Consider the following 20495-nt stretch of genomic DNA (forward strand, 5'->3'; position numbering starts at 1 on the left):
AAGCGGGAACTGACGTACGTGTCCCGGACATTGGGCCTTAGGTTGTGCGTGACGTACACGCTTCGGCTGAGGAAACAGTGCCCATGACGGACCATGCGATCACTCCCGGACCGGCGGCGAACCAGGAGATCGACACCTCGGTGCCGCACTCGGCCCGCATCTGGAACTACTGGCTGGGCGGCAAGGACAACCACCCCGTGGACGAGGAGGCCGGCGACGCGTACAGCGCCGTCTTCCCCGGCATCGTGACCATCGCCCGGAGCAGCCGCGCCTTCCTGCGCCGCAGCATCCGCTACCTGGTCGCCGAGGCGGGTGTCCGGCAGTTCGTGGATGTGGGGTCCGGCCTGCCGACCGTGGACAACACCCACGAGGTCGCCCAGGGGATCGCACCGGACGCGAGGATCGTCTACGTCGACAACGACCCGCTGGTTCTCGCGCACGCCCACGCCCTGCTCGGCTCCACCCCGCAAGGGGCGACCGCCTATGTGGACGCCAGCCTCTACGAGCCGGACCGTATCCTGGCGGCCGCCGCCGAGACGCTGGACCTCGCGCGTCCCACGGCCCTGATACTCAGCGGAATCCTGGGACACGTCGCGGACCACGATCAGGCATGCTCCATCGTCCGCCGGCTGATGGACGGCCTGCCGCCCGGCAGCCATCTGTCCGTCAACGACGGTTCCCGGGGCATCGACCCGGACTACGAGCAGGCCCAGGACAGCTACAACGAGACGGGCGCGGTCCCTTACTTCCTGCGGCCGGTGGCACAGATCGCGGCGTACTTCGACGGCTTGGAACTCGTGGAGCCCGGCGTTGTCCCGGTGCCGCTGTGGCGGCCGGAGAAATCGTCCGGCGAACCGGTGCCGATCGGCCAGCACGGTGGTCTCGGGCGCAAGCCCTGAGGTCGTTCGCATGCCGGAGGAGCCGGCCCGGACGTCATGCCACGTCACCGCCGTGGTCGCGAGCGTATGCCTGGAAGGTCTGCCGCATGGTGCCCTCGGTGTGCAGGAACCATCGGTCGAGGATGCCGGCGAGATCCTCGAGAGCGGCTGTGAGTACGGCTGCGGACGCCCTGACATCCGGGCGTTGGGCTCTGTTGCCGAGGGCGGCCAGCTCGGCGGCGTAGCCGGCCTGGCGAGCCAGTGACATGTCGCCGTGGCCGTCATGGAAGTAGTAGGACTCGGCGTACTGAGAGAGGTCCACGCAGATACGTGCGACGTCGTCGGCCAGACCGTCCAGGGCCACCGCGCCGGCGGCGGAGTCCAGGTGCTGCGCCGCGGAGCCGGTATGGCGGAGATGCGCGATGCGCAGCGCCAGGGTCCGCCTCCGCGCTAGGGCCGGGTAGATCCCCAGGACCCAGGAGACGGTGGCCGTCATCAGGGCGAAGCCGACGAGGGCTTCCATGGGGGCGACGATCCGCAGCCAGCCGGCGATCGGTGCGATGTCGCCGAGACCGAGCGTGGCGAGGGTGACCAGCGAAACGTACAGTGCGTCCACCGGGCCGGAGTGTTCGCCCGGTTCGAGCGCGGCGGAGAAGGAGAAGGCGCCCGGCATGTGGGGCCAGTAGATCAGTGCCCATCCCACGGCCACGCAGAGCGCCCACGTGGCCACCACGGTCACCATGCCGAGTGGCCCCGCGAGACCCGCCGCCCGCCGTCGGGGGCTGAGCCGCGAGGACAGCCGCCACAGTCCCGTCATGATGATCCGGCTGAGGCCTCCGTGGCGGGTGGGGTGCCACAGGGTGTGGAACACGTCCCTGAGAATGGTCGCCACGACGGCTGCGCCGACGAGCGTGATCAGCCATTTCATGTGCATCCTCCTGGGGCGCGCCGCATGAGTCCGGCCTGGTGATCCACCGGGTCGCCGGGGCTGCCCTCAGGACGAGGGCGTTGCTTCGAAGCTGGCGAAGTAGGCGGCGGCCATGTCCTCGTCGCCGTGGCCCTGCGCTGCGGCGCGCTCCAGGCGTTCGGCGCTCGCGGCGGCGACGTCCAGGCGTACACCGTTCTGCCGACCGGCTTCGACGATCAGGCGGGTGTCCTTGGCGGCGGTGGCCACAGCGAACTGGGCAGGAGACAGCTGGTCGTTCAAGACCAACGCCGTCTTGGCGCGCAGGTAGCCCATGTCGAGCGGGCCGCCGGCGATGGCGTCGAAGAAGTTCTGCGGGTCCACGCCGAGGGCCTTGGCGAGGGCGAGGACTTCGCCGGCGGCGTTGGTGGCCGCGATGACCCAGCTGTTGGCCACCAGCTTCAGGCGCGTCGCGCTGCCCGCCGCGCCGTCCTCACCGGTCCACACGGTGCGGGCTCCGACGGCGTCGAACACCGGCGTCACCACGTCCCTGCCCTCGCTTGGACCGGCCGCCAGGATGAGCAGCTGTCCGGACTCGGCGGGCTGGCGGGTGCCGAGCACGGGCGCGTCGTAGAAGAGCAGGTCGTGCTCGCGGGCGAAGGCGGCCAGTTCGCCGGTCGACTCGATGCCCGCGGTGGTCGACTGCACCCAGGCGGTCCCGGGGCCCAGGGCCGGCGCGGCCTGGCGCATGACGTCGAGGGCGGCGTGGCCGTCGTACAGCATGGTCAGGACGACATCGGCGCCCTGCACCGCTTCGGCGGGGGTGTCGGCGATGTGCACGTCGTCGGCGGCCAGCGGTTCGGCCTTGTCGCGGGTGCGGTTCCAGGCGCGGACGGTGTGCCCGGCGCGGGCGAGGTTCCGGGCCATCCCGGCCCCCATGATCCCCGTACCCAGGACACCAACGGTGAGCGTGTCGGTCATGACGTCAACTCCGTGCTGTGTGTTCGCGTTCTCCCACCTGGACGGTACGACACCGGGCGCAACCCGAGGCCATGGGCGCACCCAGGGCGCGCTTACTGGGAGGCGGCGCGGACGAGGCCGTCCAGCCACGCGTGCAGCACGTCCAGATGCCCCTCCGGCCTGCCGTCCTGCTTGGCCGTCCACGACAGACGGCCCGGGACGCCCTCGGCAGGCGCCTGGAACTCGACGACGCGCGCGCGTCCAGCGGCGGGCGGTCTGACGCGGGAGACCATCTGCCAACGCCTGCGTACCATCGAGCGCCTGCTCGACTGCGACGAATCCGGCGAACAGCGCGCCGAGCTGCACCTGGCACTCACAGCTCTCGATGTCCTGCCAGTCCGCTGACGAGCGGGAAGAGTGCCTCTACGACCTGGCCGTCGCGGGAAGTTCGGCAGGGACGGACGCATGGCTCCGGGCCGCCGGGAGCGTGAGGACCATGGTGAGGCCGCCGCCGGGCGTGTCCTCGGCGGTGAGGGTGCCGCCCATGGCCTCGGCGAAGCCGCGGGCGACCGCCAGTCCGAGGCCGACTCCCGCGCCGCGCGGGGCGTCGCCGTAGCGCTGGAAGGGCTCGAAGATACGGTCCTTGGCCTCGTCGGGGACGCCAGGGCCACGGTCGACGACGCGCACCTCCACTCGCTCGGCGAGCGCGCTGGCCGACACCGCCACCGGCTCACCGACACGGCTGTACTTGACGGCGTTCTCCACGACGTTGGCGACGGCGCGTTCCAGCAGGCCCTTGTCGACGGCGACCATCGGCAGGGTTTCGGGAACGTCCAGGACGACGACCGAGTCGTGGTCGGGGATGCCGACGAGTGCCATGGGGACCACCTCGTCGAGGTCCACCTCGCGGATGAGCGGCGCGACCGTGCCGGTCTGCAGGCGGGACATGTCGAGGAGGTTCCCCACCAGGTGATCGAGGCGGTCGGCGCCCTCCTCGATCGCTTCGAGGAGTTCCGCACGGTCCTCCTCGGACCACTCGACGTCGTCGGAGCGGAGCGAGGAGACGGATGCCTTGATTCCGGCGAGGGGTGTGCGCAGGTCGTGGCTGACGGCGGCGAGCAGCGCGGTGCGGATGCGGTTGCCCTCTGCCAGTTCCTTTGCCTGGTCGGCCTCGGACTGCAGGCGCTGCCGGTCCAGGACGACGGCGGCCTGGGCGGCGAAGGCGGCAAGCACACGCCGGTCCTCGGCGGGCAGCACCCGGCCGGAGAGGGCGAGCGCCATGTGGTCGCCGACGGGCACGTCCACGTCCGCGTCCTCGGGGCGCTCCACCACGGGGCCCCGGCCGACGTTGCCCGCGCAGGTCCAGGGAGCCGTGTCGTTCTCCCGCTCCAGCAGCGCTGCGGATTCCATGGCGAAGGTCTCGCGGACGCGTTCGAGCAGTGCGTCCAGGCTGGTCTCTCCGCGCAGCACGCTGCCCGCGAGGAAGGAGAGGATCTCCGACTCGGCCCGCAGCCGGGCCGCCTGATGGGTGCGCCGGGCTGCGAGGTCCACCACCGACGCCACCGACACCGCGACGCCGAAGAAGACGGCGATCGCGACGATGTTCTTCGGATCGGCGATCGTCCAGGTGTGGACGGGCGGCGTGAAGAACCAGTTCAGCAGCAGCGACCCCACCGCCGCCGAGGCCAGTGCGGGCAGCAGACCGCCCAGCAGGGCCGCTGCCACCGTCACGGTCAGGAACAGCAGCACGTCGTTGGCCAGGCCGACGTCGAGTGCGGCCGTGCTGAGCAGCAGGGTGAGCAGCGCCGGTCCACCGAGGCCCACCAGCCAGCCCCAGATCATCCGGGCCCGGCCCAGACGCGCGCCTCGCGCGACGGGCAGCCCGCGTCCCTTGCCCGCCTCGTCGTGGGTGATCAGGTGGACGTCCAGGTCCGGTCCCGATTCCCGGGCCACGGTGGCGCCGACGCCGGGTCCGAAGACGTACTGCCAACTCTTGCGACGTGACACACCGAGCACGATCTGGGTGGCGTTGACCCCGCGTGCGAAGTCCAGGAGCGCGGCGGGGATGTCGTCGCCGACCACGTGGTGGAAGGTGCCGCCGAGGTCCTCCACGAGGGTGCGCTGGACGGCGAGTTCCTTGGGCGAGGCCGAGCTGAGACCGTCGCTGCGGGCGATGTACACGGCGAGCACCTCACCTCCGGCGCCCTTCTCCGCCAGTCGCGCCGCGCGGCGGATCAGCGTACGGCCCTCGGGACCACCTGTGAGGCCGACCACGATGCGCTCGCGGGAGCCCCAGATCGCCGAGACGTGGTGCTCGCTGCGGTACTCGGTCAGGTACTCGTCGACCCGGTCGGCCACCCACAGCAGCGCCAGTTCCCGAAGCGCCGTCAGATTGCCGGGCCGGAAGTAGTTCGACAGGGCCGCGTCGACCTTGTCCGGCTTGTAGATGTTGCCGTGCGCCATGCGGCGGCGCAGTGCCTCGGGCGACATGTCGACCAGCTCGACCTGGTCGGCCCGCCGCACCACCTCGTCGGGGAGGGTCTCCTTCTGCCGTACGCCGGTTATCGACTCGACGACGTCGCCGAGGGACTCCAGGTGCTGGATGTTCACCGTCGAGATGACGTCGATCCCGGCCTCGAGCAGCTCCTCGACGTCCTGCCAGCGCTTGTCGTTGCGCGAACCGGGGATGTTGGTGTGCGCGAGCTCGTCCACCAGGGCCACCTGCGGGCGTCTGGCCAGTACGGCGTCGACGTCCATCTCCGTGAACGTCGTTTCCCGGTATGCGAGTTCCTTGCGCGGGATCTGCTCCAGGCCGTGCAGCATCACCTCGGTACGCGGTCGGGCGTGGTGCTCCACGAAGGCGACGACGCAGTCGGTGCCCCGCTCGACGCGGCGGTGTGCCTCGGACAGCATCGCGTACGTCTTGCCTACGCCCGGTGCCGCACCGAGGTAGATCCGGAGCTTGCCGCGTGCCATCGTCTCGTCCCTGTGGTCGTGTGCGATCGGGTCATGAGGAGCGGAGTGCGGGTCAGTTCTCGAAGCGGTGCGGCTGGCGCGTGGCCGCCAGTCGCACGGCCGTTGCCCCGTCCGGCGCCGCGTCGACGCCGTGGTGGCGGGCCTGCTTGTCGATGACGAGCGCGCGTACGAGCTGGAGATCGTCCTCCACGACCAGCACCCGGGTCATCGGTGTGCGCCTTTCGTGTCGTGCGCGGGGGCGGAGCACTCCGCAGGGGCTTCGTGGCACCGGGAACCGGCGGACCGGAGTGTGTCCCGGGCCGCCGGCTTCCGCACAGCATGCGTAAACCCATCAGCTCTCCGCCAGGAGTTCCTTGAGCGCGATGTTGAGTTCGAGGACGTTCACGCGGGGCTCGCCGATGAAGCCGAGGGTGCGGCCCTCGGTGTGCTCGTCGACGAGCTTCTGTACCTGCTCGACGGACAGACCGTTCTTCTCCGCGATCCGGTGCACCTGAAGGTCGGCGTACTGCGGGGAGATGTCCGGGTCCAGGCCGGAGCCTGAGGAGGTGACCGCGTCGGCGGGCACGTCCGAGGGCTTCACCTTGTAGTCCGCGGTGGAGTTGTCCTTGACGACGGCGGCCTTGGCGTCCTTGATCCACTGGATGAGCTCTTCGTTGTCGCCGGAGCGGTTGGTGGCGCCGGAGAGGATGAGCTTGTACTGGGTGTTGACGCTGTTGGTGCCGAGGCCGTTCTGCGGGCGGCCCTGGAACCACTTCAGGTCGGGCTCCGGGGTCTCCTGACCCTCCTTCAGCGGAAGGTTGTACGCCTGGCCGATGAGCGAGGAGCCGACGACCTGGCCGGTGTGGTCCTTGATGTCCGAGCCGTTCGCCTTGCTGTCGAACAGCCCCTGGGCCACGCCGGTGACGACCAGCGGATAGAGGATGCCCGTCACCACGGTCAGTACGAGGAGAGCCCGCAGGCCCGCCGCGAAAAGCCGGGCGGTGTTGATGACCGAATTGTTCATGGCGATCAGCCGACTCCGGGAATCAGAGAGATGAGTACGTCGATGATCTTGATGCCGATGAAGGGGGCGATGAGCCCGCCCAGGCCGTAGATCCCGAGGTTGCGCCGGAGCATCCTGTCGGCGCTCACCGGCCGGTACTGCACGCCGCGCAGGGCGAGCGGTACGAGGGCGATGATGATCAGCGCGTTGAAGATGACCGCGGACAGGATGGCGGAGTCCGGCGAGGACAGCTGCATGATGTTCAGCTTGTCCAGGCCCGGGTAGACCGCCGCGAACAGCGCCGGGATGATCGCGAAGTACTTCGCGACGTCGTTGGCGATGGAGAACGTCGTCAACGCGCCCCGAGTGATGAGGAGTTGTTTGCCGATCTCGACGATCTCGATGAGCTTGGTCGGGTTGGAGTCGAGGTCGACCATGTTGCCGGCCTCCTTGGCGGCCGACGTTCCGGTGTTCATCGCCACGCCGACATCGGCCTGGGCCAGCGCGGGCGCGTCGTTCGTACCGTCGCCGGTCATCGCGACGAGCTTGCCGCCCGCCTGCTCGCGCTTGATGAGCGCCATCTTGTCCTCAGGCGTGGCCTCGGCGAGGAAGTCGTCGACGCCCGCCTCCTCGGCGATCGCCTTGGCGGTCAGCGGGTTGTCACCCGTGATCATGACAGTCTTGATGCCCATGCGGCGCAGCTCGTCGAACCGCTCGCGCATGCCGTCCTTGACGACGTCCTTGAGGTGGATGACGCCGAGGACGCGGGCGCCTCCGGTGTCCTCGATCGCCACGAGCAGCGGGGTGCCGCCCGCTTCGGAGATACGGTTCGCGATCCCGTCCGCGTCGTCGGCGACCTCGCCGCCGCGCTCCTGCACCCAGGCGAGGACGGAACCGGCCGCACCCTTGCGGATCTTCTTGCCGTCGACGTCCACACCCGACATACGGGTCTGGGCGGTGAAGCCGATCCACTCGGCGTTCGCCAACTCGCCCTGGTGGCGCTCGCGCAACCCGTACTTCTCCTTCGCCAGTACGACGATGGAGCGGCCCTCGGGCGTCTCATCGGCCAGCGAGGACAGCTGGGCGGCGTCCGCGACCTCGGCTTCCGTCACGCCCTGCACCGGCACGAACTCGGCGGCCTGCCGGTTGCCGAACGTGATGGTCCCGGTCTTGTCGAGCAGCAGCGTCGACACGTCGCCGGCCGCCTCGACCGCACGGCCGGACATGGCGAGCACGTTGCGCTGCACCAGCCGGTCCATGCCCGCGATGCCGATCGCCGACAGCAGCGCGCCGATCGTGGTGGGGATCAGGCAGACCAGCAGGGCCACCAGCACGACCATGGTCAGGTGCGTGCCGGCGTAGTCCGCGAACGGCGGCAGCGTGGCGACGGCCAGCAGGAAGACGATGGTGAGCGATGCCAGGAGGATGTTCAGCGCGATCTCGTTGGGCGTCTTCTGCCGCGCGGCACCCTCGACCAGGTTGATCATCCGGTCGATGAAGGTCTCACCGGGCTTCGTCGTGATCTTGATGACGATGCGGTCGGACAGCACCTTCGTACCGCCGGTGACGGCCGACCGGTCACCGCCCGACTCCCGGATGACCGGGGCCGACTCGCCGGTGATGGCCGACTCGTCGACGCTCGCTACACCCTCGACCACGTCACCGTCGCCGGGGATGATGTCACCCGCCTCGCACACGACCAGGTCGCCGATGCGCAGCTCGGTGCCGGGCACCCGCTCCTCACGGTCGCCCACGAGCCGCCGGGCCACGGTGTCGGTCTTGGCCTTGCGCAGCGTGTCGGCCTGCGCCTTGCCGCGCCCCTCGGCGACGGCCTCCGCCAGGTTGGCGAAGATGACGGTCAGCCAGAGCCAGGCGCTGATCGCCCAGCCGAACCAGTCGCCCGGGTCCGTGAAGGAGAACACCGTCGTCAGGACGGACCCGACCAGCACCACAAACATCACGGGCGACTTGACCATCACCCGCGGGTCGAGCTTGCGGAAGGCGTCCGGCAGCGACCTGACCAGCTGCCTGGGGTCGAAGAGCCCGGCGCCGACGCGGCCCTCGGGGGTCTTGTGGGCGGTCGGTACGTCGCTGTACGGCGCCCGGGTCGGAGTGGTGGCGGTGGACATCGAGTCCTCTTGCTTCTGTATACGGGTGGTCATGCCGCCAGCCCCTCGGCGAGCGGGCCCAGCGCGAGGGCCGGGAAGTACGTCAGACCGGTGATGATCAGGATCGCGCCCACCAACAGGCCGGTGAACAGCGGCTTTTCGGTGCGCAGGGTGCCCGCGGTGACCGGCACCGGCTTCTGCTCGGCGAGCGAGCCCGCGAGCGCCAGGACGAACACCATCGGCAGGAACCGGCCGAGCAGCATCGCGAGCCCGATCGTGGTGTTGAACCACTGGGTGTCGGCGTTCAGACCGGCGAAGGCGGAGCCGTTGTTGTTGGCGCCCGAGGTGTAGGCGTACAGGATCTCGGAGAATCCGTGCGCCCCGCTGTTGGTCATCGAGTTGCCAGGCGTCGGCAGCGCCATCGCCGCGGCGGTGAAGACGAGCACCAGCGTCGGGGTGATCAGGATGTAGAGCGCGGCCAGCTTGATCTCGCGGGTGCCGATCTTCTTGCCCAGGTACTCAGGCGTACGGCCCACCATCAGGCCCGCGATGAACACCGCGATGATCGCCATGATCAGGATGCCGTAGAGGCCGGAGCCCACACCGCCGGGCGCGATCTCGCCCAGCATCATGCCGAGCATCGCGATACCGCCGCCGAGACCGGTGAACGAGGAGTGGAAGGAATCCACCGCACCGGTCGAGGTCAGGGTGGTCGACACTGCGAAGATCGACGACGCGCCGACCCCGAAGCGGACCTCCTTGCCCTCCAGGGCGCCACCCGCGATCTCGAACGCCGGGCCGCGGTGGGCGAACTCGGTCCACATCATCAGGGCGACGAAGCCGACCCAGATGGTCGCCATGGTGGCGAGGAGCGCGTAGCCCTGCTTGACGCTGCCGACCATGACCCCGAACGTGCGGGTCAGCGTGAACGGGATGACCAGGAGCAGGAAGATCTCGAACAGGTTGGTGAACGGGGTGGGGTTCTCGAAGGGGTGTGCGCTGTTGGCGTTGAAGTAACCGCCGCCGTTGGTGCCCAGCTCCTTGATGGCCTCCTGCGAGGCGACCGCGCCTCCGTTCCACTCCTGCGCACCCCCCATGCTGTGCCCATTGAAGAATTGTCCGACCTCGTGGATCCCGGAGAAGTTCTGGATGGCGCCGCAGGCCACGAGGACGATCGCTGCGACGACGGAGAGCGGCAGCAGGATGCGGGTCACACCGCGTACCATGTCGGACCAGAAGTTGCCGAGGTCACCGGTGCGAGAACGGGCGAAGCCGCGCACCAGCGCCACGGCCACCGCCATGCCGACAGCGGCGGAGACGAAGTTCTGCACCGCGAGACCGGCGGTCTGCACGACGTGGCCCATGGCCTGCTCGCCGTAGTAGGACTGCCAGTTGGTGTTCGACACGAAGGACGCGGCGGTGTTGAACGCCTGGTCCGGGTCGATGGATGCGAAGCCCAGCGAGCCGGGCAGGACGCCCTGGATCCGCTGCAGCAGGTACAGGAACAGAACGCCGGCGGCCGAGAAGGCGAGGACACCGCGCAGATAGGCGGGCCAGCGCATCTCGGTGGCCGGGTTGGCGCCGATGCCCTTGTAGATCCACTTCTCGACGCGCCAGTGCTTGTCGGAGGAGTAGACGCGGGCCATGTAGTCGCCCAGGGGGCGGTGGACGAGCGCCAGCGCGGCTATGAGCGCGAGCAGCTGGAGCACGCCGGCAAGTACGGGACCCATGACGCTGGTCAGAACCTCTCCGGGAAAACGAGGGCGAGGACGAGATAACCCAGCAGGGCGACGGCCACGACAAGGCCGACGATGGTCTCGGCGGTCACAGCTTCGTCACCCCTTTGGCGACGAGAGCCACGAGCGCGAACACCGCGATCATGGTGAGGACGAAGGCCAGGTCGGCCATCGCGAGCTCCTGGATGAGGTTCGGAAGAGAATCGGACAACTCGAGGAAAACGCCTCTGCGGCCGGATTCGACCGCCGTTGACGACTCCCTTACGGCAGCCCCGACTCCCTTGACGCGACTCTTACGGCGGTCCCGCTCACCGTGCGGTGGGCCGTCCCGCTCGAGCTGCGGGAACGGCCGACAGGCGCGAAGCCCGGCGCCTTGCGGCGGACCGTGCACGGCGGCGGCCGCAGCCGGGCACCTCGAACCTCACCGCCTCGAACCTCACCCGCCCAGCGGCTGAAGACGGCGTACGGCATGACGCTGTGTATTCACGCCCTGATCCGCTGGTCGACCGGCTCCCGCCCCGCATACCGCTCAGCCCGCGCCCTCTTTGCCCCGTATCTCCGCGTCTTGATGCGCCGCTGACGTCCGGCCGCCCGTTCTTAACGCAAGCTTGACGCCCTCGAGCCACCCAACCGCGGGCCCAAGCATCACTCTCCGCTTACGCTGGTGCCGCTGATGCCGCCGTCCGAGTGATGGCCGGAACCCCACGCTGAGCCGCACCTCAGGAGAGCACGTCCATGGCCACCACCGAACACCCGCCTGCGAGCCGATTGCGGACGTGGATGCTGGAGGGCCTCTCCGACATGGCGGGCCACCAGCCGGGACCGCACGCCGCGCCGGAGCCCGCGCACAAGGGGCAGCCGTGGTGGCGGGTGATGTGCCTGACCGGCGTCGACTACTTCTCCACCCTCGGCTACCAGCCGGGCATCGCCGCACTCGCGGCCGGCCTGCTGTCCCCCATCGCGACCATCGTGCTGGTGATCGTCACGCTGGCGGGCGCGCTGCCGGTGTACCGGCGGGTGGCCGAGGAGAGCCCGCACGGGCAGGGGTCGATCTCGATGCTGGAGCGGCTGCTGACCTTCTGGAAGGGCAAGCTCTTCGTCCTGACCCTGCTCGGGTTCGCCGCCACGGACTTCCTGATCACCATCACGCTCTCCGCGGCGGACGCCTCCACTCACCTGGTGGAGAACCCCCATCTGGCCGACCCTCTGCACAACAAGCAGCTGCTGGTCACCCTGATCCTGATCGCGTTGCTCGGCGCCGTGTTCCTCAAGGGCTTCCTGGAGGCGATCGGCGTCGCGGTCGCGCTGGTGGGCGTCTATCTCGCGCTGAACGCCGTCGTCGTGGTGACCGGGCTCTGGCATGTGGTCACCGAGGGCCATGTGATCACCGACTGGTCCTCTGCACTGACGGCCGAGCACGGAAACGTTGTCGCCATGGTCGGCGTGGCCCTGCTGGTCTTCCCGAAGCTGGCGCTGGGCCTGTCCGGCTTCGAGACCGGCGTGGCGGTCATGCCACACGTCAAGGGCGACCCCGGCGACACGGATGACAAGCCCGCCGGCCGTATCCGCGGTACCAAGAAGCTCCTGACCACGGCAGCGTTGATCATGAGCGTGTTCCTGATCAGCACGAGCTTCATCACCACGCTGCTCATCCCGGAGAAGGAGTTCGAATCGGGTGGCGAGGCCAACGGCCGCGCGCTCGCGTACCTCGCCCACGAGTACCTGGGCAACATCTTCGGCACCGTCTACGACGTGTCGACGATCGCCATCCTCTGGTTCGCGGGCGCCTCCGCCATGGCCGGACTGCTCAACCTGATGCCGCGCTACCTCCCCCGCTACGGCATGGCCCCGCACTGGGCCCGCGCCGTCCGCCCGATGGTGATCGTCTTCACCCTGGTCGGCTTCCTGGTCACCTGGATCTTCGACGCGGACGTCAACGCCCAGGGCGGCGCCTACGCCACCGGCGTGCTGGTCCTGATCAGCTCCGCGGCCATCGCCGTCACCATCGCCGCACGCAAGGCCGGCCAACGGGGCTGGACCATGGCCTTCGCCGTCATCTCCGCCGTCTTCCTCTACACGACGGTCCTGAACATCATCGAGCGCCCTGACGGCGTGAAGATCGGCGCCTGCTTCATCGCGGCCATCATCCTCGTCTCGCTCCTCTCCCGCCTCGCGCGCGCCTTCGAACTCCGCGTCACCGATGTCACGCTCGACGACATGGCCGGGCGCTTCGTCCGCGACATGGCCCACCGCAAGATCCGGTTCATCGCCAATGAGCCCGACCGCCGCGACGTCGCCGAATACCGCGAGAAGATCGAGCAGATCCGTCATGACAACGATCTCCCGTCCCAGGAGGACTTCGTCTTCGTCGAGGTGACCGTCGGCGACCCGTCGGAGTTCGAGGCGGGCCTCACGGTACGCGGCGAGGTGCTCCACGACCGCTACCGCGTCCTGACCCTGGAGAGCTCCTCCATCCCCAACGCCCTCGCCGCTCTGGTCCTGCACGTCCGCGACACCACCGGCTGCACCCCGCACATCTACTTCGAATGGACCGAGGGCAACCCCTTCGCCAACTTCCTCCGCTTCTTCCTCTTCGGCCAGGGCGAGGTCGCCCCGGTCACCCGCGAGGTCCTCCGCGAGGCCGAACCCGACCGCTCCCGCCGACCCCGCGTCCACGTCGGCTGACGGACCGGCATACCGACGACGAGACGACGCAGGCCGTGCTCAGGGTGTCCGGGCTCTGCTGACATCCCTGAGAACCCCGGGACGCCCCCCAAAAGTCCCCCTTGTCACAGAGCGGCCGTTAGTCACTACTGTCCCTCGAACACCGGTAGTGTTCCGAACCAGTTGTGTGACAGTTGGCCAAAGCAGTACGGGAGTTGGGCACGTGCAGACGGGGACGGGTGCGGAGAAGTTCCAGCCGCTGCGGGACGACGACCCGGGTACTGCCGGGGGATACCGTCTTGTGGCGCGTCTCGGCGCCGGGGGCATGGGGCGCGTCTACCTGTCGCACACACCCGGCGGAAGACCGGTCGCCGTGAAGGTGATTCGCCCCGAACTCGCCGACGACGCCGACTTCCGTGACCGGTTCCGGCAGGAGGTCGCCAACGCCCGCCGCGTCCAGGGCGTGTGCACCGTGCCCGTCCTGGACAGCGACACCGAAGGACCCATGCCCTGGCTCGCCACCGCCTACGTTCCCGGCCCCTCCCTCGCGGAGGCCGTCAAGGAGCACGGGCCGCTGCCCGCGGAGACGGTGCTCCTCCTGACAGCGGGGGTGGCCGAGGCGCTCCAGGACATCCACCGCGCCGGGGTCGTGCACCGCGATCTCAAGCCGTCGAATGTGCTTCTCGCAGCCGACGGTCCCCGTGTCATCGACTTCGGGGTGGCGCGCGCCGTGGACGCCACCGCCCTCACCCACAGCGGTTCCGCGATCGGCACGCCGGCCTTCATGGCGCCCGAGCAGGCACTCGGCGGGGAGATCACCGGCGCGGCCGACGTGTTCTCGCTCGGCCAGATCACCGCCTTCGCCGCGACCGGCGCGGGCGCCTTCGGGGACGGACCCTCGCACGGAGTGCTGTACCGCATCGTGCACGAGGAGCCACAGCTAAGCCAACTCCCGGACGTACTGGCGGAGTTGGTGGCCGGCTGTCTGCACAAGGAGCCGGCGCGGCGCCTGACCCCGGCCGACGTCATACGCCTGTGTGCCGCCGCCAACCCGGAGGGCGGTCTGCGCCGCGTCGAGAGCTGGCTGCCGTCGTCGGTGGCCGGGCAGCTCGCGCAGCATGCGGCGCGCGAGGCGCAGCCGGCTCGGGCGGACACGATGGCCCTGCGCATCCCCCGGCAGGGCGCCTTGGGACAGGGGGGCGCTTCGCTCGGCCAGGGCGTGACAGGCGGCGAGTTCGGCGCACCGGCCGCTTTCGGTGCCGCGTCCCCTGACCCGGCCGCAAACGGCTGCGCATTCGGTGCACCGGCCGGTACCGGTGCTGCGGCCGGTCCCGTTGGTGCCGCCCGTTCCGCCGCACCGGCCGGTCCCGGTGCTGCGGCCGGTTCCGCCGCGGCCGCAGGTGCGGGTGCAGGCGGCGCGCTGCACTCCGCGTCGACGAGTGCGGCCCTCGTGGAACCTGCGCCACGCGGCCGTACCAAGCGGTGGGGGCTGGTCACAGGTGGGGCGGTCGTCCTGACCGCGGCCACGGTGACGGGGGCCCTGTTCCTGTCCGGCGTCCTGCGCCCCACCGAACAGGCGGAGGACGCGAACGCGCAGGCGGGCCAGATCTCGAGCCCCACGGCGGAGCAGCTCCCGACGGCATCCGGTCACCCGTCCGCATCGCCGTCGAAGAAGCCCAAGGCGAAGAAGACGACGGCCCCCTCCTCATCCCCGAACCGAACGTCCCCGCCCGGCTCCGCCGACCCGGCCACGTCCCCGACACCGGCCGCTGCCCGCAAGCCGACCGCGACGGCCGCCGCCCAGCCGCCCTCCGTCACCTACACCGGCATTCGCCTGACGGCCAGCCACGACCTGTACCTGGGCGACAGCCCCGTACGCGCCAAGGCCGACACGGGCACCAGCGACGAGGACTTCACATACGCCGTGTACTCCTCCGGTGCCGTCGTGGCCCCCGGTTCCACCAGCCAGAGCAAGATGACCCGCCTGGCGCCCCGCGCCGCGGGGACGCTGGATTCGTGCCTCGCACAGACCGGCAGCGAAAGTTACGTCTGGGTCAGGGACCTTGCCGTCGGCGACCGCCTGTGCGTGATCAGCGGAACCGGCCACGTGGGCCTGATCACCTTCCGCGGCACGGCACCCTCGCCGGATGCGACGGACTACATCACGGTGGACGTCAAGGTCTGGCGTAACGCGGTGGACCCTGTGGCCGGCTGACGCGCCGGTCTGAACCGTTCAGTGACGGCGCTCCGGGTGGGCACCGGAAACTACGCCACCGGTGCCGCCCGGATCGCCGAGATGTCGAACTGAAGCCGGATCTTCTCGCTCACCATGCTCCCGCCCGCCTCCAGCCGTTGGTTGTAGACCAGGCCCCACTCCGTGCGGTCGATGGTGGTCGTGCCGTCGAAGCCGGCGCGTTCGTAGCCGAACGCGTCCCTGACCGAGCCGAGGTAGGTGAGGTCCAGCTCGACGGGCCTGGTGATGCCGCGGATGGTCAGGTCCCCGGTCATGCGGTAGCTGTCACCGCCCTCGTACACCGTGGAGGTGCTGCGGAAGACCATCTCCGGGTACCGGTTCGCGTTGAAGAAGTCGGTGCCGACCAGATGCGCGTCACGCTGCTCCACACCGGTGTCGACGCTGGCGACCCGGATCACCAGCTCGGCTCGGGACCGGGAAGGCTGCTCTCCGTCGAAGTACAGATCGCTCCGGTAGTCGGCGAATGCCCCGCGCACGGTGGTGACCATGGCGTGGCGTACGGAGAAACCGATCCTGCTGTGCGGGCTGTCGATGGTCCAGTGGCCGGTCAGAGCTGCGAGCGCCGGGTCCAGGACGGCGGTGGCCGTTCCGGAGGCGGTGGGAGCGGTGCGGGGGCCGACAGCCGGCGAAGGCTCGATTGTGGCGGCTTGGCGACGGCTGAAGAAACCCATGATGACGTCGTCTCCTTCTTACTGTGGTCACTAACGTGCTATCACGCCCCCGCGCTTGGCCGCGGTACGGGATGGGTACCGTCGTCCGGATTCCAGGGCTCTACCTGCAAAGATCCACAGCATCAGCACGATTGCAGGCTCGCGCGGCCCCGTCCGTGGCCCCACGGGATGCCCGTCCCAGTCCAGCCACGCCCACGCACCCCGGATTGCGCCGCAACACGCCCAGCCCTTGACGTGCTCTCGACATGATGGCTTCATGGGAGCGCTCCCAAGCTTTCTCCTGATGCCCGAGTTTCTTGACGCTCACTCTCTGGAGTCGCAGTGAGAACAACAAGAAGCACGACACGAAAGAGCTCCGTCACCGCCCTGCTGTCCGGACTGGCCGCCCTCCTCGGGCTCGTCGTTCTCGGCGCCCTCTGCCCGACGACCGCGCAGGCACAGTCGCCCAGCGCCCTCGCCACCGGCCTGCACATCAGCAACGGCCGCTTACTCGAAGGCAACGGCAACGACTTCATCATGCGCGGCGTCAACCACGCCCACACCTGGTACCCGGGCGAGACGCAGTCGCTGGCCCACATCAAGGCGCTGGGCGCCAACACCGTCCGCGTCGTCCTCTCCAACGGCCACCGCTGGACCGAGAACAGCGCCGAGGACGTGGCCGGCGTCATCGACCAGTGCAAGGCCAACCGGCTCATCTGCGTGCTGGAGGTGCACGACACGACCGGCTACGGCGAGGAGGCCGCGACCCTCGACCAGGCGGCCGACTACTGGATAGGCCTGAAGGACGTACTCGCAGGCGAAGAGAACTACGTCATCGTCAACATCGGCAACGAGCCCTGGGGCAACACCAACCCCGCCGGCTGGACCGAGCCCACCATCGCCGCCGTCAAGAAGCTGCGCAACGCCGGGTTCCAGCACACGATCATGGTGGACGCGCCCAACTGGGGCCAGGACTGGCAAGGCGTCATGCGCGCCAACGCCCAGTCCGTCTACGACGCCGACCCCACCGGCAACCTGATCTTCTCGATCCACATGTACAGCGTCTACGACACCGCCCAGGAGATCACCGACTACCTGAACGCCTTCGTCAACGCCGAACTGCCCATCCTCATCGGCGAGTTCGGAGGCCCCCCGGACCAGTACGGTGACCCGGACGAGGACACCATGATGGCCGCCGCCGAGCAGCTCCGGCTCGGCTACCTGGCCTGGTCGTGGAGCGGCAACACCGACCCCATCCTCGACCTGGCGATCGGCTTCGACCCGAACCAGCTCAGCTCCTGGGGCCAGCGCATCTTCAACGGCGCCAACGGCATCGCCCAGACCTCCCGGGAAGCCACCGTCTACGACGACGACCCGGGCGACACCCAGGCCCCCACCACCCCCGGCACCCCGACCGCCTCCGCGGTGGCGGCCACCTCCGTCACCCTCGCCTGGACCGCCGCCACCGACAACGTCGGCGTCACCGGCTACGACATCGTCCGCGTCAGTGGCGGCTCCGAGACCACAGTCGCCGCCTCCGCCACCAACACCGCCACCGTGACCGGCCTCACCGCCGACACGACGTACACCTTCGCCGTCTACGCACGCGACGCCGCCGGGAACCGCTCCGAACGCTCGGCCACGGTGAGCGTCACCACCGACGAAGACGGCAGCACACCCGGCGTGAGCTGCTCCGTCGGCTACCGCGTCGTCAACGAGTGGTCGGGCGGCTTCCAGGGCGAGATCACGATCCGCAACACCGGCACCACCGCCGTCAGCGGCTGGACGCTGGCCTTCGCCTTCGCCAACGGCCAGACCATCACCAACATGTGGGGAGGCACCCCCACTCAGGACGGCGGGACGGTGAGCGTCGCCCCAGCCTCGTACACCGCCACCATCCCCGCCAGCGGCTCGGTCACTGTCGGCTTCACCGCCGGCAAGGGCGGCACCAACGCCGCCCCGACCGCGTTCACCCTCAGCGGTACCACCTGCGCCACCGCCTGACCGGGCCGTGCCCGCTGACCGGCGGAGGTCACTCGCCGCCGCCGGTCAGCACGGCGCCCGCTCGTCCTCGCGCCGGATCGACATCAGCCCGTCTGCCGGAGGTGGACTGCGCGGCCCCCTTGCCGGGAAGGCCGCGCACTCCGCCTCGTCGTCTCTCGTCGCTTGGTCCGCACGGGCGACCGAGCAAGGGCAGGCACTGCGGCGGCATCGGCATGTTGCTCGCCGGCTCGGGTTGGTGGAGCGGCGGACGGTGACGTCGCCGGCGCGGTCAGAGCGGCGTCGCGGCCACCGCGCCGCCGCCCGTCACAGCACCTCGTTTCCGTACATCTCGCCGAGCGGATCGGCGATGAGTTCGATGCGGGCGCCGTCGGGGTCCCGGAAGTACGCGGAGACCTCGCTGTGCACCACATGGTCGACGCCGGCCTGCTCGAGCTTGCCGACCAGGTGGCGCCAGCGGTCAGGCTCCACTGAGATCGCGACGTGGTGCAGGCCTCCGAGGACTTCGGCGTACGGACCCACGTCCAGTCCGGGGAAGTCGAAGAAGGCGAGCAGGTTGCCATTGCCGATGTCGAAGAAGAAGTGCGACGAGCCTGGGTAGTCGCGGTTCTCGATCAGCTCCGTCAGCGGAAACTCCAGCACGTCCTGGTAAAAGCGGACGGTCCGCTCGACGTCGCTGCTGATCAGCGCGGTGTGGTGCAGGCCCCGGGCGGACGAGGCAGGCCGCTGATCGCTCGGCCGCAGGTACTGGTCTCGGATACGCTGCCGCTCCGCCTCAAAGGCCGACCGGTCCGGCTGTGCATCCGCTTGTGCCTTCGTCATCTCTCTCCTCGGTAGGGGTGAAGTCCCTCGGCCCTCCCTTACCAGGATCTCGTCCGGTGCCGTGGCAGTCACCTTCTGGTAAACGGTGGCAGCGAAGCGGACGCTGGAATCCCGGTCGACGGCGGCCTGACCGCGCACGGCGGCGTCAAGTCCATCTCGGACGCGCTGCACCCTGGAGCGTCATGAGGCGGCCAACTCCGCATCCAGCCACTGCAGGACCTCGGGAGTCACGGGATCGGTGATGTCGGTGAACTCGTCATGCTTGGTGAGGTACTTCGCCACATATGGGCAGACCGGCACGATGCGCTTCCCGCTCTTGCGTACGTCGGTCAGGGCCTCGTGCACGAGGAGTGAGGCCAGTCCCTGGCCGGCGAAGGTGTCGTCGATTTCCGTGTGAAAGAAGACCCGCTGTCCGTCCCGGTCGCGGTACGCGGTGAAGCCCGCGGTCTTGCCGTCGACGAGGATGGCGTACCGGTGCCGGGCGTCGATCCGCTCCACGACCGGAGCGGAGGCGTTCTGTGTCATGGCATGCCTTTCAGCTGTGTGCGGCACCGCGTCGTCTCAGCGCCGCGGCGGGTTCCTGCGCGGGCGGATGGTGGCGTTCGGCAGGGCGGGCGCCGGAAGACGCTCCCCTGCGTACCCCTCGACGACACCGAAACGCTCGGAAGCGCTCGCCCACTCCTCGCGGGCCTGGACGATGTCCTCGTGGCTGCGGCCGATGAAGTTCCACCACATGACGATCTCCTCCTCGAACGGCGTACCGCCGAGCAGCAGCAACCGCGTCGTGTCATCGGACTCGTTCGTCAGCGTCAATGTGTCGTACCCGGGACCGACATAACCCAACTCCGCCCTCCGTACGAGGGTTTCACCCAGGCGGACACTCCCGTCATCGACCAGTACGCCGTGCTCGAAGCCGGTGTCCACGGCAAGGGTGACGGTCGCGCGCGGGTCGAGGAGCAGTTCGGCACCGAGGAGGGGCGTGAACGTCCGTACCGGGGCGGTGTCCCCCGCGAGAGACCCCAGGAAGACCCTGACCTCTGCTCCGGCCAGGCGGACCGGCTCGGGCGCGTAGTGCTGGAAGTCGCGCTCCGCGTGCCGGTGCTCTTCGGGCAGCGCCACCCACAGCTGGGCTCCGTGCAGGACCGTGGTGCTCGGGGTCGAGACCTCCGAGTGGCTGATGCCGTACCCGCCCGTCATGAGGTTGAGCTCGCCCGGTCGTACGAAGGCGTGGCTGCCCAGGCTGTCGCGGTGCTCGATCTCCCCGCTGAACAGCCAGGACACCGTCTGCAGCCCGGTGTGCGGATGGGGAGGTACCTGCATGCCGCCCGTCTCGGCGACGCTGTCGGGGCCGTAGTGATCGGCGAAGCACCAGGCACCGATCAGGGTGCGGTCCCGCTGCGGCAGGGTGCGCCGCACCGTCATCGCGCGCGGGCCGCCCAAGGGCACATCACGCGCGGGAAGCACGTCGACGTGCGGAATGCCGTCCCCGCGCTCCTCGGTCACCGACGCTGCGCAGCGCACCTCGGAAGGCTCTGTTTCGACGTTGCTCAACGCTCGTCA

General features: G+C 69.4%; 17 protein-coding genes and 2 pseudogenes. 5 read left to right on the top strand and 14 right to left on the bottom strand.

Annotation, left to right across the window (positions count from 1 at the left end; translation table 11 throughout):
- The first annotated feature begins 83 nt into the window (after positions 1-83).
- Positions 84-899, top strand: a complete 816-nt coding sequence (locus H1D24_RS34800) for an SAM-dependent methyltransferase (protein WP_181661725.1) — start codon at positions 84-86, stop codon at positions 897-899.
- A 34-nt stretch (positions 900-933) separates the two neighbouring features.
- On the opposite strand, the gene H1D24_RS34805 is transcribed toward H1D24_RS34800, so the two are convergent.
- The 10 genes and pseudogenes from H1D24_RS34805 to H1D24_RS43075 form a co-directional block, all read right to left on the bottom strand.
- Complete coding sequence (locus tag H1D24_RS34805; RefSeq protein ID WP_181661726.1) at positions 934-1806, bottom strand: potassium channel family protein; 873 nt, start codon at positions 1804-1806, stop codon at positions 934-936.
- Positions 1807-1872: 66 nt separating this feature from the next.
- Complete coding sequence (locus H1D24_RS34810; protein ID WP_309484556.1) at positions 1873-2946, bottom strand: NAD(P)-dependent oxidoreductase; 1074 nt, start codon at positions 2944-2946, stop codon at positions 1873-1875.
- Positions 2856-3056 carry a hypothetical protein gene (locus H1D24_RS44440; protein ID WP_309484558.1) on the bottom strand — a complete coding sequence of 67 codons (201 nt, stop codon included), beginning with the start codon at positions 3054-3056 and terminating at the stop codon, positions 2856-2858. The genes H1D24_RS34810 and H1D24_RS44440 overlap by 91 nt, the downstream gene beginning before the upstream one ends.
- 109 nt (positions 3057-3165) lie before the next feature.
- Entirely contained in the window at positions 3166-5718 is a 2553-nt protein-coding gene (locus H1D24_RS34820; protein ID WP_181661728.1) for a DUF4118 domain-containing protein, read from the bottom strand.
- 70 nt (positions 5719-5788) lie between these two features.
- Positions 5789-5926 (bottom strand): annotated as a pseudogene (locus H1D24_RS34825) (DNA-binding response regulator); the annotation flags it as partial.
- Between the two features lie 123 nt (positions 5927-6049).
- Positions 6050-6721: a potassium-transporting ATPase subunit C gene (locus H1D24_RS34830; protein ID WP_181661729.1), complete on the bottom strand. Its 672-nt coding sequence runs from the start codon at positions 6719-6721 to the stop codon at positions 6050-6052.
- A 5-nt stretch (positions 6722-6726) separates the two neighbouring features.
- Positions 6727-8862, bottom strand: coding sequence for a potassium-transporting ATPase subunit KdpB (gene kdpB, locus H1D24_RS34835; RefSeq protein ID WP_181661730.1), 2136 nt, complete (start codon positions 8860-8862; stop codon positions 6727-6729).
- Positions 8859-10538, bottom strand: coding sequence for a potassium-transporting ATPase subunit KdpA (gene kdpA, locus H1D24_RS34840; RefSeq protein WP_181661731.1), 1680 nt, complete (start codon positions 10536-10538; stop codon positions 8859-8861). Before kdpA ends, kdpB begins: the two co-directional genes overlap by 4 nt.
- An 8-nt stretch (positions 10539-10546) precedes the next feature.
- The gene (kdpF, locus tag H1D24_RS34845; protein WP_181661732.1) at positions 10547-10636 is read right to left on the bottom strand and encodes a K(+)-transporting ATPase subunit F; all 90 of its coding nucleotides are present in this window, start codon (positions 10634-10636) and stop codon (positions 10547-10549) included.
- Positions 10633-10755, bottom strand: coding sequence for a hypothetical protein (locus H1D24_RS43075; protein ID WP_258564549.1), 123 nt, complete (start codon positions 10753-10755; stop codon positions 10633-10635). The genes kdpF and H1D24_RS43075 overlap by 4 nt, the downstream gene beginning before the upstream one ends.
- 524 nt (positions 10756-11279) lie before the next feature.
- Between H1D24_RS43075 and H1D24_RS34850 the strand changes: the two genes are divergently transcribed.
- Together H1D24_RS34850 and H1D24_RS34855 are read left to right on the top strand one after the other, a co-directional pair.
- Positions 11280-13229 (top strand): APC family permease, encoded by a 1950-nt coding sequence (locus H1D24_RS34850; RefSeq protein WP_181661733.1) that lies wholly within the window; start codon positions 11280-11282, stop codon positions 13227-13229.
- 202 nt (positions 13230-13431) lie between these two features.
- A complete protein-coding gene (locus tag H1D24_RS34855) occupies positions 13432-15423 on the top strand; it encodes a serine/threonine-protein kinase (RefSeq protein WP_181661734.1) in 1992 nt (663 codons plus the stop codon).
- Positions 15424-15473: 50 nt separating this feature from the next.
- Here the strand turns inward: H1D24_RS34855 and H1D24_RS34860 are convergent, their stop codons facing one another.
- Positions 15474-16133, bottom strand: a complete 660-nt coding sequence (locus H1D24_RS34860; protein ID WP_181661735.1) for a YceI family protein — start codon at positions 16131-16133, stop codon at positions 15474-15476.
- 321 nt (positions 16134-16454) lie between these two features.
- Here H1D24_RS34860 and H1D24_RS34865 point away from each other — a divergent pair, with 321 nt between their 5' ends.
- A complete protein-coding gene (locus tag H1D24_RS34865) occupies positions 16455-18116 on the top strand; it encodes a cellulase family glycosylhydrolase (RefSeq protein WP_181661736.1) in 1662 nt (553 codons plus the stop codon).
- A gap of 303 nt (positions 18117-18419) precedes the next feature.
- Here H1D24_RS34865 and H1D24_RS34870 read toward each other — a convergent pair whose 3' ends face one another.
- A complete protein-coding gene (locus tag H1D24_RS34870) occupies positions 18420-18935 on the bottom strand; it encodes a VOC family protein (protein ID WP_181661737.1) in 516 nt (171 codons plus the stop codon).
- A 102-nt stretch (positions 18936-19037) separates the two neighbouring features.
- On the opposite strand from H1D24_RS34870, the pseudogene H1D24_RS43080 reads away from it, so the two are divergent.
- Positions 19038-19121: pseudogene (locus H1D24_RS43080) on the top strand (3-oxoacyl-ACP reductase); the annotation flags it as partial.
- Here H1D24_RS43080 and H1D24_RS43085 read toward each other — a convergent pair.
- Together H1D24_RS43085 and H1D24_RS41880 are read right to left on the bottom strand one after the other, a co-directional pair.
- Positions 19116-19460, bottom strand: coding sequence for a GNAT family N-acetyltransferase (locus tag H1D24_RS43085; protein WP_181661738.1), 345 nt, complete (start codon positions 19458-19460; stop codon positions 19116-19118). The pseudogene H1D24_RS43080 and the gene H1D24_RS43085 sit on opposite strands and share 6 nt — an antisense overlap.
- A 36-nt stretch (positions 19461-19496) precedes the next feature.
- Complete coding sequence (locus H1D24_RS41880) at positions 19497-20486, bottom strand: pirin family protein (protein ID WP_258564550.1); 990 nt, start codon at positions 20484-20486, stop codon at positions 19497-19499.
- Between the last annotated feature and the right edge of the window lie 9 nt (positions 20487-20495).

It is taken from the genome of Streptomyces himalayensis subsp. himalayensis, from assembly GCF_013778455.1.
GTDB classification, from domain to species: domain Bacteria; phylum Actinomycetota; class Actinomycetes; order Streptomycetales; family Streptomycetaceae; genus Streptomyces; species Streptomyces himalayensis.

Coding starts and splice junctions, on each gene's coding strand:
- H1D24_RS34800 (WP_181661725.1), top strand. CDS start 84: ATGACGGACCATGCGATCACTCCCGGACCGGCGGCGAACCAGGAGATC.
- H1D24_RS34805 (WP_181661726.1), bottom strand. CDS start 1,806: ATGAAATGGCTGATCACGCTCGTCGGCGCAGCCGTCGTGGCGACCATT.
- H1D24_RS44440 (WP_309484558.1), bottom strand. CDS start 3,056: ATGGTACGCAGGCGTTGGCAGATGGTCTCCCGCGTCAGACCGCCCGCC.
- H1D24_RS34820 (WP_181661728.1), bottom strand. CDS start 5,718: ATGGCACGCGGCAAGCTCCGGATCTACCTCGGTGCGGCACCGGGCGTA.
- H1D24_RS34830 (WP_181661729.1), bottom strand. CDS start 6,721: ATGAACAATTCGGTCATCAACACCGCCCGGCTTTTCGCGGCGGGCCTG.
- kdpB (WP_181661730.1), bottom strand. CDS start 8,862: ATGACCACCCGTATACAGAAGCAAGAGGACTCGATGTCCACCGCCACC.
- kdpA (WP_181661731.1), bottom strand. CDS start 10,538: ATGGGTCCCGTACTTGCCGGCGTGCTCCAGCTGCTCGCGCTCATAGCC.
- H1D24_RS34850 (WP_181661733.1), top strand. CDS start 11,280: ATGGCCACCACCGAACACCCGCCTGCGAGCCGATTGCGGACGTGGATG.
- H1D24_RS34860 (WP_181661735.1), bottom strand. CDS start 16,133: ATGGGTTTCTTCAGCCGTCGCCAAGCCGCCACAATCGAGCCTTCGCCG.
- H1D24_RS34870 (WP_181661737.1), bottom strand. CDS start 18,935: ATGACGAAGGCACAAGCGGATGCACAGCCGGACCGGTCGGCCTTTGAG.
- H1D24_RS43085 (WP_181661738.1), bottom strand. CDS start 19,460: ATGACACAGAACGCCTCCGCTCCGGTCGTGGAGCGGATCGACGCCCGG.